Origin of the sequence: Tolypothrix sp. PCC 7601, assembly GCF_025677855.1 — a bacterium.
Classification (GTDB): domain Bacteria; phylum Cyanobacteriota; class Cyanobacteriia; order Cyanobacteriales; family Nostocaceae; genus Aulosira; species Aulosira diplosiphon.
In genome coordinates, this window is record NZ_CP064879.1 from 2,478,152 (window position 1) to 2,489,645 (window position 11,494).

The 11,494-nt window shown below is 40.5% G+C and carries 9 protein-coding genes; 5 read left to right on the plus strand and 4 right to left on the minus strand.

Annotated elements, in window-relative coordinates:
* The first annotated feature begins 45 nt into the window (after positions 1 to 45).
* The 3 genes from HG267_RS10395 to HG267_RS10405 all read left to right on the plus strand — a co-directional run bounded on the left by HG267_RS10395 (position 46) and on the right by HG267_RS10405 (position 2,746).
* Positions 46 to 1,437, plus strand: coding sequence for an ammonium transporter (locus HG267_RS10395; RefSeq protein WP_304941078.1), 1,392 nt, complete (start codon positions 46 to 48; stop codon positions 1,435 to 1,437).
* 178 nt (positions 1,438 to 1,615) lie between these two features.
* Positions 1,616 to 1,819 (plus strand): hypothetical protein, encoded by a 204-nt coding sequence (locus HG267_RS10400; protein WP_155539127.1) that lies wholly within the window; start codon positions 1,616 to 1,618, stop codon positions 1,817 to 1,819.
* 117 nt (positions 1,820 to 1,936) lie between these two features.
* Complete coding sequence (locus tag HG267_RS10405) at positions 1,937 to 2,746, plus strand: SGNH/GDSL hydrolase family protein (RefSeq protein ID WP_071989372.1); 810 nt, start codon at positions 1,937 to 1,939, stop codon at positions 2,744 to 2,746.
* A 314-nt stretch (positions 2,747 to 3,060) separates the two neighbouring features.
* On the opposite strand, the gene HG267_RS10410 is transcribed toward HG267_RS10405, so the two are convergent.
* The 4 genes from HG267_RS10410 to HG267_RS10425 all read right to left on the minus strand — a co-directional run bounded on the left by HG267_RS10410 (position 3,061) and on the right by HG267_RS10425 (position 7,256).
* Complete coding sequence (locus HG267_RS10410) at positions 3,061 to 3,744, minus strand: Crp/Fnr family transcriptional regulator (protein ID WP_045869529.1); 684 nt, start codon at positions 3,742 to 3,744, stop codon at positions 3,061 to 3,063.
* A gap of 202 nt (positions 3,745 to 3,946) precedes the next feature.
* On the minus strand, positions 3,947 to 5,221 hold the full coding sequence (locus tag HG267_RS10415; RefSeq protein WP_045869530.1) for a hypothetical protein: 1,275 nt from the start codon (positions 5,219 to 5,221) through the stop codon (positions 3,947 to 3,949).
* 269 nt (positions 5,222 to 5,490) lie between these two features.
* Positions 5,491 to 5,676 carry a hypothetical protein gene (locus tag HG267_RS10420; RefSeq protein WP_045869531.1) on the minus strand — a complete coding sequence of 62 codons (186 nt, stop codon included), beginning with the start codon at positions 5,674 to 5,676 and terminating at the stop codon, positions 5,491 to 5,493.
* A gap of 392 nt (positions 5,677 to 6,068) precedes the next feature.
* Positions 6,069 to 7,256 (minus strand): HetZ-related protein 2, encoded by a 1,188-nt coding sequence (locus HG267_RS10425; protein WP_045869532.1) that lies wholly within the window; start codon positions 7,254 to 7,256, stop codon positions 6,069 to 6,071.
* A 1,526-nt stretch (positions 7,257 to 8,782) separates the two neighbouring features.
* Here HG267_RS10425 and HG267_RS10430 point away from each other — a divergent pair.
* Both HG267_RS10430 and ldpA read left to right on the plus strand, forming a co-directional pair.
* Positions 8,783 to 10,123, plus strand: coding sequence for a hybrid sensor histidine kinase/response regulator (locus tag HG267_RS10430; protein WP_045869533.1), 1,341 nt, complete (start codon positions 8,783 to 8,785; stop codon positions 10,121 to 10,123).
* A gap of 208 nt (positions 10,124 to 10,331) precedes the next feature.
* Complete coding sequence (gene ldpA, locus HG267_RS10435) at positions 10,332 to 11,492, plus strand: circadian clock protein LdpA (protein WP_045869534.1); 1,161 nt, start codon at positions 10,332 to 10,334, stop codon at positions 11,490 to 11,492.
* Positions 11,493 to 11,494: the final 2 nt, after the last annotated feature.

Below are 11,494 nucleotides of genomic sequence, written 5' to 3' on the forward strand. Positions count from 1 at the left end.
CGGGGACAAAAACAAGTGTTGAAGAAAGTTGTAATTATTGGGGCTATGACCCTGTTGCTGTTGGGAGGGCCGTTAATGGGCAATGCTTTTGCCCAAGCTGCTGCGGCTGCTCCTCCGACTGCTGATACTGGAGACACAGCATTTATGCTGATTTCAGCAGCATTAGTGCTACTAATGACACCAGGATTGGCATTCTTCTATGGTGGATTTGTGCGATCGCGAAATATCCTCAACACATTGATGATGAGTTTTGTGTTGATGGCGATCGTGGGTGTCACCTGGATTCTGTGGGGCTATAGCCTTTCCTTCGCACCCGGTTTACCGTTTATCGGGGGATTGCAATGGCTTGGTTTGAATGGTGTGGGCTTAGAAGTCACTGATTATCTTAAAGGTTCCAACCCTCCAGAAGTGGTTTCCTATGCTGGAACAATTCCCCACCAGGCATTCATGATTTACCAAGCCATGTTTGCCATTATTACTCCAGCTTTGATTTCTGGCGCGATCGCAGAACGGATGAGCTTCCGCGCCTATGCTCTATTTGTGCTGCTGTGGTCAACCTTTGTCTATACACCTCTTGCTCACATGGTATGGGCGAAAGGTGGATTGTTGGGATTGTATGGTGGTTTAGGTGCTTTAGACTTTGCAGGTGGGACAGTAGTTCACATCAGTTCTGGTGTTTCAGCTCTCGTCGCCGCGATCGTCCTTGGCCCTCGTAAACAACATCCCGATCGCCTCAGCCCACCGCATAACGTGCCGTTTATTTTGTTGGGTGCTGGCTTACTGTGGTTTGGCTGGTTCGGGTTCAATGCCGGAAGTGCTTTGTCTGTTGCTGGGGGAACTTCGGGTAACATAGTCACCAATATAGCAACCACAGCCTTTGTTGCTACTAATACAGCAGCAGCCGCTGCTGCCCTCATGTGGCTGATTTTAGAAGCAGTTTTACGCGGTAAACCCACCGCAGTAGGTGCTGCTACAGGAGCAGTTGCAGGTTTAGTAGGCATTACGCCAGCTGCAGGGTTTGTAACTCCCTTATCAGCAATTTTAATTGGCTTCATCACCGCTTTTGTCTGCTTCTACGCTGTTAGTTTCAAGCATAAAGTCCAAATTGACGATGCTTTAGATACCTACCCAGTACATGGTGTTGGTGGTACAGTTGGGGCAATTTTAACCGCAATCTTTGCTACTACCCAAGTTAACGGTGGTGGTAAAGACGGCGTACTGCGTGGTAACTTTGGTGAATTAGGAGTTGAACTAGCAGCCATTGTGATTGCTTATGTGATCGCTGCTGTTGGTACTTGGGTGATTCTGAAAATTATTGAGGCGACCGTTGGTCTACGCGTCAAGGAAGAAGCAGAATACCAAGGTTTAGATATTAACGAACACGGCGAAGAAGGTTACAACTCCGAATTTAGCGATCGCATGAATGTTTCTCAATAATTCAAGAATTAGCTCTACGCGTTATAGCTTCAAAAGTTTGTTGGAACAATAGACATTTGGCTATTGAACAACGAAACCACTAAATTTAAATACCTGTTAGCGAATTACTATACGCCCTTTGATGATTTGCCCCATATATCAGGCAAAATTCAGAGGGCGGTTGCTTTTGGATTAGGGATTGGGGACTGGGGATTGGGACAAGGGGATTGGGGATTGGGGATTGGGGATTGGGACAAGGGGAAAATACCAATTACCAATTACCAATTACCCATTACCCAAAACCAATTCTTTTAAAACTATACGCACTTTGATTTCTCTGAGTTATGATACCAAGCACTACAGAGAAATCACTAGCCAAAATCAGGGTAAAAATATTACTTGAATGAAGGGTGTAAGCCTCTGTAAGTATGATTACGCAAACAGTAAATTTCTCATTGACTAAATAGTTGATGGGAGTGGTTTGCAGTTTGATGCAAAATAATTGGTAAATTCCCTAGCCGTGACCATTTCTGCAAAAAACTTTCCTCTTTGGGCATTTTTCTCGTTAGTAACCAACGGCCTGTTGATGTTGGCGATAGTGCTGCTCATTTTGCAACAGCAGAGATTAACCAATATTGTTGGGGCGACTAATGCGGCTACAGTCAGCGAACCTCCGGTTGTGAAATCGGATTTAGGCCCGCGTCACCAACTTAATTATCAACAATGGTTAGACATCTTAAAAAAAGAAGCCCAAGTTTCTGCACAAAAAACTCCTCAGCATCTCACCATCTTAGCGGGAGATTCTTTGAGTTTATGGTTTCCCTCAGATTTGTTACCTGAAGACCGAAATTGGCTCAATCAGGCAATTTCTGGAGAAACTAGCGAAGGATTATTAAAAAGATTAGATTTATTTGAGCGCACTCAGCCAAAAGAGATTTTCGTGATGATTGGTATTAATGACTTAATTCGAGGAGCTAGCGATGAGACAATTTTAGAAAATCAACAGCAAATTATTAATTATTTGCGCCGAGTGCATCCAAAAGCGCGAATTTTTGTACAGTCAATTTTGCCGCATGGGGGTGAAGAATCTACTTGGGAAAGACGAGAGAAACTTTTAGCTATTGCTAACGATCGCATTTATCATCTCAACAAACAACTGCGAACCATAGCCAAAAAACAAGGCGTTAAATATATAGACTTATATTCTTTGTTTAGCGACCAGCAAGGTAATATGCGTCGCGAATTTACTACGGATGGTTTACACTTGAGTCCCCAAGGCTATATGGTTTGGCGAACTGCATTGCAGATTTATAGTCAATCGCCATCTTAATTCTTATCTATAAACCAAGTTCTGAAACTATCGCGAATGTGGAGCGATCGCATCCTTAAATACTATCAGGTTAAGTAAGCTTGATTCTACTAAACTAATACCAATGCAGAAAGAATGTGACAGATAAGCAAAGGCACGGCAATGCCGTGCCCCCTAACAATGACAAATGACCAAGGACAAAGCGCAAAGTCAAGCCACTACGTTCCTGTCGCCTTGCGTCGGAAAGCAAGTGGCGTTGAGCGGAGGTTTCCTCCGCTCAGACTTTGTAAGAATCACAGCCTCAGCCAATTATCTTTAATTTCGCCGACCACTTATTAAACTTTGTTTGCTAAATTAATCAACTGTTTGAAATTGACTAAATCAATAACGTTATTTGTAGGGTCAATTTCAATCCAGCCTTTTTCATTCAGCTTTTCCATAATTTTGCTAGCTTCGTCAACACTGATTTCTGTTACCTCAGCCAAATCTTTGATGGGAATATTAAAAATTTCTCTTCCCTGATCTGATTTTTGCCCATAGCTTTCACCCAAACTAACTAAAGTCTGAGCTAATTTGACAGCTGGCGGAGAAGAGCGCATTTGTAGGCGCAGGTTGATTTGTCGGACTCGTCGTACCATCAATTGCAGCATTCGGTGATGCAAATGTGGGTCTTTAAACAAAATTTGAATAAAGCGTTCTCGAGAAACACTCAGCAATTTTACAGGCGACAGCGCAATTACATCAGTTGACCTAGGAGATTCATCTAAAACTGCCATTTCTCCGAAAAAATCGCCTCTTCCTAAGATTGCTAGCGCTACAAAATCCTCTCCAGAAGTTCGCCGCACTTTCACCCAACCAGAAACCACAAAATAAACTGCATTACCCCAAGCATCTTCCATTAATACTGCTCGTTCAGATGGATACTCATGTTCAATTGCAACATTCAGCAGCCACTCCAAGGTCTGAGGATTGGCTGTACTCAGTAATGGAAAAAGTTCACTAAAAACCTCAGTCTGCATGAAATATCTGTAAATAATTAATTCAAGAGTAAAAAATCAGATCAGCTATTATTAATTGTTAAAACCGTAATTATTGGCAGTCATACGGTAGCAAAATCTTTACAAAATTAATGGTGAATTTTCAGAGTTTTAGCTTTGAGATTCTAGTACAACATAACAATTATGAATGCGATCGCAATCAGCAGTTTTACTGACAGACTGATTACTTCACATTTTTTGGTGGTTGGTTATCACTATTGAGGATGTTGAGATGTTTATCTAAATTTTCTACCAAGTGACTCAACGCCACAACAGCTTGTAATTGCTCAGATTGAAGGTTAGTGTTCAGTAGCAGCCTTTGTTCTAACTCACGCAACTTTAACTTTAATTGTTGGGTCATTACCAAGGTGTCATGGCTCAAATAATTCAACTGTTGTTGTTGATAAAACTTTAATGCGGCTCCTCTGAGTACTTGTAATGTTGCTTCTTCACCATAAAGTCCTGGCATGATTCGCAAGCGTAACAACAAACTATTACGTTGATATAGCAATTCTTTCTCTACCTGTTTGGGTTCTGCAAGTGTGGTCACAGGTAAATCAGCAAATAGCTTTAATTCATTGATCACTTCTTGGAAAACAGAGATAGGCAGATTTTCGATTACAGATTGCAAGACTCCATTATCACTCCAGAGTATTCTGCCTTGATCGTGCTGTCTTTCCAAATACAAGCGGCCAATACCTCCCACTAAGACTCTTGCTAATAATTCTTCTAATAATTTCCTTGGTGTTAATGTTGCCAATACATCCAGAGGAGTTAATATATCTGGAATTTCCATTGACGCAGTATTTAAACTGCTTGGAAGTTTTCCCTTTGGAATATCCCTGAATTTGCCCTGTAAATTAGAGATAGCATTATTGTTCCCAGACATATCATTAGTATTGGGGACGGGTAATAAGTCTGTTTGTGAATCAATAGTTAGTAAAACATCTGCTTGCTCCTCAACAAATGTTACTTCCTGGTCAAATTCACTCGAGGTTTTTGCTGAGGAGTTCTCATCATCCACAATATTAACTTCCTGTTTTTCTGATGTAGAGTCTACTTTTGGCTGAGGCTTTTGTTCGCTATTTGATGGGGATGTATTCTTTTCGCGGAGGTAAGCTGAAAGGATAGTCCGGTGAATAGTGCTAGCAATTGGCTTAGGCACCATTGTGCAATTAATATAAGCCAAAATACGACTAACGTAATTTAAGGCTTCTTGATCATGAGGATTCACAATCCCCACTAACAGCTTTTTGTCCTTTAACCCTAACGGTACAATTTGGTGGTGAAGGCAAGCTTCTAACGACAAAAAACGATCGATTAGCGAGAATATTTGCTCACGAGAGGTAGGTGGTTCCCTTGAGGTATCCGATTCTGGCTCCCCTGGAAGTGGGATTGTAACTGGCCTATGCAGTTCAACTTCATCGTTATCAGTTAGTTTGCCTTCTGAAGACAACATATGTTTACTTACTCATTTAATTACTTCGTATTTGCTCTTAGTATTCCACCAAAGCAACTGTGACACTCACAGAGATTCTTATTTCTAGCTAAAAACTGATCGTTAAGCCTATAAAGGCGCAAAAGTGAGGGTTTTCAATCTTCTGCTCACACACCAAAATCAAATTGCAATCCAGTTTCATTTGGGAAAATACTAGCCTAAGAGGAAACAGGTGAAGCTGTGCAGTCTTTTTTGCAAGATACTGCGTGTTGAGGTTAGCCTTTAGTAGATCAGGGGGTTTCCACGCCAGTTGCGACAATGGGAAAAACCCCTGTCACCTGAGAATTTACCTGTTCGCTGTACTGCAAAGCAAAACCCTTATCCTGAAGGCGAAGCAAGCTCCTCATCACATTTCCGAAAGGAGCAGGTAAAAGTTCCCACAGAGTAAAGGAACAAGGAAGAAGGAATAAAGCCATATCAAGTTTTTTTCAAAAATCAAATACGATTCCCATATTGAAATACAGGAATTTAGTGATAATACTTATTAATTGGAAAACTAACTGAAACAATTATGACAGACTTTTAAACTGTGATTAGTGGATTACTAGTACTATTGTGCCTCTAATTTAGTAGTAACGAACAATACATGGTTAGTTTATTGCAAGCTGAATTAAATACTAATATTTTTAAAGAAATATCTAGGATTCTGGATTGGGGATAAATCCCAAATCCAATATTGAAAACTCCTAAAGCTGACTGTGATCATCCTGAATATTAGGGCATTTAGTTCGTATAAATATAGCTACCTTCTTTAAGGTAATAAATTTTAGTACATAAGGCTATATACCAAGCTTATGTCTAAAATTTGTTACTCTTGAGTTCTTAAAGTCTGGGCTACAAGATAGACTTTGCCCCATTCACCCATCACTTGATGGGTTTTGAGTTTTAATTGTGTAGCTATCGCTTCAATGGAGTTACCCGCTTTGCGTAAATCTAAAATTTGCCTCCCCAATTCGGTCAATTGTTCATAGAGTTGTTGCCATTGGTTTTGCGTTAAACCCAAGTTATGCTCCTGCAAAGAAATTCCTAACCAATTATCCACTAATTCTGGTTTTCCTTTGAGAGCAAAAACCCGTACAGCGTGATAGCTGATTTTTTCTCGCAGTCGGTAAACTTCCTTAATCTGCTTACCTAGTTTTTTGGCGATTTCTTCTTGAGGCTTACCTTGCAAATACAGCCGCAGCCACTCTACTGCTTCTGACCCGAGATTTTCTTGTAAATAGGCTTCAAATTCTTCCTGTATTGTTTGCCTCAAAACAAGTTGTTCTTCTTGTTCTTGTGCTTCTTGATATTCTGCGATCGCCTGGCTATCCACCAAGTTCACCCGGTTATCATTGTCATCGGTGAGAATTTCTTCAGAAACTAGCCTAATCAAGTCACTACTAGGTACTTGAGTTAAACCACCACGTTGAGTCCGCCGTAGGTAGTTGACAAAACGGTAAACTAATAGCGGTTGATTGCGTACTGGTCGCAAGCAATATTCTTCGATGCTGGCAAATAGTAACGTATCTCGCAGCCTGCGATCGCTAGTAATTTCCGCAATCGTTGCCATTTGCTCTTGCATATAGGTATCGCTTTGCAGCAATTCCTGAAGTACTTCTTGTAATACATCGATGACGCTACGTTGGCGATCGCGGCTCAAAGACACCCAAGTCTGAATTTTATTCCGCAGTGTCATTAAACTAGCTAACCGCGCTGTGAGGTTGCGATAAGCACGTTCTCTTCCTACCCCCAAGTAACGTTGCTGCAAAATGCGATAACGATATTCCATTGCTTGCTTGGCAATCTCCAGTTCCTTGGGGTTGAGCAGATCTAAGCGTTGAGAATCACGTCCTAACAGCCACAGAACAATACTTTCTCTGGTGGCTGCGCTTTGTTCTGGACAATCCGCCAATAGACGAGTTCGCCAATATTGCGCTAGTTTTTCTGCTTCCGTTACCATAGCGAGATTGCGCTCCTCAAAACCCTGCTTTAAAGTTTGCATCACAACCCCCATTTGTCGCACTTAACTTAATGTATTGGCAGCTGCCCCTAATTTCATCTTTGTGATGAAAAATTTTAGTGATTCCATTGTTATTTACGTCTGGAAGGACTCAAGTTATGCAAAATTATCTGGTGCTAGTTTAAACCTTTAAGCTGCAAGTCTTATAAACTCGACTATTTAAGGCATTCATTTCCAATTTGGAAATTTTAAATTTTTGTAAACCTTATGTCTTAGCGACTCAAAGAAAGCAACCTGCCCAGCTATGGTCAAATCGGATACACTCTTGCTGTGTAGGATTTGAAAAAGGCTGACATTTTGCACCTGATAAGAGGAGCGAAGATAATTCACCTCTATCCAGACGTAGTTTTATCGCTATAAGTTTCGCCGCCTAGGAGTTACTGTGTGGGAGTATAAGCATTTTTTAATTCCCATCAACATTTGTGCCACCTTGTTTTGGCTAAAGGCAAGATGTACGACATCATTTTGAAAATTCTACTGCAAATTTCATAGTACCCATCAGGGTACTATCTTGATCTATTATCTTCAAAGCTGGTATGAAATGGAAATTTTATCTAGGCTCAAGAAAAATACGGCATCTTGCAAGCAGAGATTACGTTTTGTGTCAATGAGGTTATGAAATTCTCTGCCTTGCAGTTTTCAGCCCTATTGTTAAGGGATCTTACCCACTATTCAATGACTTTGGCGTAGAGACTACGGAATTTTAGCTTTTTAAGCTTGGTGATGAGCTTAAAAACGGTTATCTACTTATAATTATTATGACCAATTAATAATTTATCTATCTTTAGATAGTTACCAAACTCAATATGAATATGTGCAACAAATTTGTGATGATACTATGCCCCTAGTCACGCTACTAATTGAGTTGAAGTTCCTTGGTGAAGGTTGAATTTACTTGACTTGGTTGCGAAGAGATTGAACTTCTTCCTCAAAAAACAAGAGAAAACAGGCAAAAGGACAAGGAGAAAAGGGAACAGAGAAGTGAACTTGTTAATTCCATTGATAGCAGGTAGCACGCCACCTATGCAGTTGCTCCTAAAAAACTGCTGCTAACTACCAAATTTTAGTATTTACGCCTAATGTGAATTAGAAACGCCTCTGATCCCATAAGAGTTTCAAAATTCATTCAAAATCATTTTTTCGGGACTATTTACGAAATTTTAAGGGTTTCAAGGCTTAATTCACATTAAACGTTATTTACAATTTTCATCTTTGATTTTTAACCTAGTTATTCATGCATCAATGTAGGCAATAATCTAGTCTTTCTCGAGGAAAGTCTACTATAAATCTACTCTTCAAGACTTTTAACTAAAAAATATCCCGCTGTCTAGGTAGGTGAACCAGAGGAGGAATCTGAATCATCGTTTTTGCACTCAAAATTGAATAATTCAATTTCTGAAATTTCCTAAAGTAAGGCAAAACGAACGTACCAGAAGGCATTTCCTAAAGCTAAAGCATGAATATCTCTCTTAGCTAGCTCCTAGTTACTAGCCCCTATTTTTAAGACAGAGTTTAGTTAGATGAATTTAAATAACAAAAACAATCATAAAGGTAACATTTTGGTGGTAGATGATACCCCCAATAACTTGCGGCTTTTATCAGCAATGTTAACATCACAAGGATATGAAGTCCGCAAAGCTTTAAATGGCAAAATGGCACTAACTGCTTGTCGAGTCGTTTTACCAGATGTCATTCTCCTGGATATTAATATGCCGGAAATGGATGGATATCAAGTTTGTAAAGCACTTAAAAGCGATAGCGTGACTGCTGAAGTACCAGTAATTTTTATTAGTGCCCTTGATGATGTGTTAGATAAAGTCAAAGCTTTTGATGTTGGAGGCGTTGATTACATCACCAAACCATTTCACGGCGCAGAAGTTATATCCCGAATAGAAAATCAAATTAATTTGAGATTGTTTCAAATTCAAATTCAAGAAAAAAATATTTTATTGCAAGATGCGCTTGATAGTTTAAAGGCTGCTCAAGTCCAACAAATTCAAAATGAAAAGATGGTAGCACTCGGGCAATTAGTAGCTGGGATTGCCCATGAAGTTAATAATCCCATTAGTTTTATCTATGGTAATCTCCAATATGCTGGAGAATATATACAAGATTTAGTAGACATCATTGCTGCATATCAACAAGAATATCCCCAACCCACAGCCAAGATAGAGAAAATAGTTAAAGAAGTAGATTTAAATTTTGTCACGAAGGATCTGCAAACTTTGATGGGCGCTATGTACAGAGGTGCAGATCGTATCCGAGAAATAGTGATCGCACTACAAAACTTCTCCAGGCATGACGAAGCGCTGATGAAGCAGGTCAATATTCATGAAGGCATTGATAGTGCTTTAGTCATGCTACAGCATCGACTCCGGGAAACAACACATCGTCCGGCAATTGCTATACTAAAAGAGTATGAAAGCTTACCATTAGTTACCTGCTATGCCAGTGAGCTAAATCAAGTCTTTATGCATTTGCTGAATAATGCCATCGATGCATTAGATCAGTCAGCCATTCATAGTCCAACAAGAGATAGTCAAGAAAATGAGCATTGTCCTCACGCCTCCTTGTTAATTCAAAATCCCCAAATTCGCATTCGTACAGAATTAACACAGGCCAATACAGTCAAGATTGCGATCGCGGATAATGGTTTAGGAATAGAAGAGTCGTTGCAATCGAGTCTATTTAATCCATTTTTTACCACCAAACCCGTAGGCCAAGGCAGTGGATTAGGGTTATCAATTAGCTATCAGATTGTCGTGCAAAAGCATCGAGGCAAGATAGCTTGTTTCTCCTCGCCAAGAGAAGGAGCAGAATTTGTGATTGAAATTCCTTTAGAACAACCAGAATATTCGTAAAGGTGTTTGTCATTTGTCATTGGGTAATGGGTAATGGGGATTTTTTATTACTCCTGTGCTTCCTCTACTTCCTTGTCCCCAGTCTCAAGTCCCTAATCCCCAGTCCCCAATCCCCAATCCCCAGTCCCCAAATGAAAATATAAAGAAATCGCGACTTTTTACCTATAAGGGACTACATTTTTTAGTCCCGTAAAAGCATAATAGAAATGTGACTGATCTGTTTGCCCCTTTACAATCTCTCAAAGAAGGTCGCTGGTTCAAGCTCATCTGTGGAGCCAGTTTCCAGCATCTGCCTGCGGTCAGAAGTTTAACATTAGCCTACACTTTGGCGGGCGCTGACTGTATAGATGTGGCAGCTGATCCAGCGGTGATTGCTGCAGCACAAGAAGCGCTGCAAGTAGCCAAAACCCTATCTGGTGAAGCTCAAAAGCGGGGTTTTAAATCCCAAGGAAACTTACCATTTTTGATGGTCAGCCTAAATGATGGTGAAGACCCACATTTTCGTAAGGCAGAATTTAATCCTCTGAAGTGTCCCCAAGATTGCCATAGACCTTGTGAAAGCATTTGTCCAGCACAAGCAATTGTTTTTAATGGTATAAAAGATAACTACTCAGGTGTCGTATCCCAAAAGTGCTACGGCTGTGGTCGTTGCATCCCTATTTGTCCTTATGATATAATTTATACAAGCTCATATATGACAACGCCGGGGGCGATCGCACCATTAGTAATGTCAACAGGAGTAGATGCCGTAGAAATTCATACACAAGTAGGGCGGTTAGCCGAGTTTCAACGTCTATGGCAAGCAATTTCACCTTGGGTAGCGCAATTAAAGTTAGTAGCGATCAGCTGTCCCGACGGCGAAGGCATGATTGATTACCTAAAAGCAATATATGACCTAATGCACCCGCGACCCCATGCCTTAATTTGGCAAACTGATGGTCGGCCGATGAGTGGAGATATAGGAGATGGTACGACTTTAGCAGCGGTGAAATTAGGACAAAAAGTTTTGGCAGCTAAGTTACCAGGATATGTGCAGTTAGCAGGTGGCACTAATAGCTACACTGTTGCCAAGTTAAAAGCAATGGAACTGCTAAACGATTTTAGATTGCCGATTTTAGATTTTGGATTGGAAGATTCCAATTTAAAATCCAAAATCCGAAATCCAAAATCCAAAATTGCTGGGGTGGCCTATGGTAGCTACGCCCGTGTACTGCTGTCACCAATTTTGGAACAGTTAGAAAATAAGGAGGTGAGTAAAACCAATGTTAAGGCGACTATCCGCCTGGAAGAGGACGATGTACTACTCTGGCAGGCTGTAGAGCTTGCCCATTCTCTCGTTTCCCAGCTCAAGTCACAACAGGAGCGCTAATC

Coding starts and splice junctions, on each gene's coding strand:
- HG267_RS10395 (WP_304941078.1), top strand. CDS start 46: ATGACCCTGTTGCTGTTGGGAGGGCCGTTAATGGGCAATGCTTTTGCC.
- HG267_RS10410 (WP_045869529.1), bottom strand. CDS start 3,744: ATGCAGACTGAGGTTTTTAGTGAACTTTTTCCATTACTGAGTACAGCC.
- HG267_RS10415 (WP_045869530.1), bottom strand. CDS start 5,221: ATGTTGTCTTCAGAAGGCAAACTAACTGATAACGATGAAGTTGAACTG.
- HG267_RS10420 (WP_045869531.1), bottom strand. CDS start 5,676: ATGGCTTTATTCCTTCTTCCTTGTTCCTTTACTCTGTGGGAACTTTTA.
- HG267_RS10425 (WP_045869532.1), bottom strand. CDS start 7,256: ATGGGGGTTGTGATGCAAACTTTAAAGCAGGGTTTTGAGGAGCGCAAT.
- HG267_RS10430 (WP_045869533.1), top strand. CDS start 8,783: ATGAATTTAAATAACAAAAACAATCATAAAGGTAACATTTTGGTGGTA.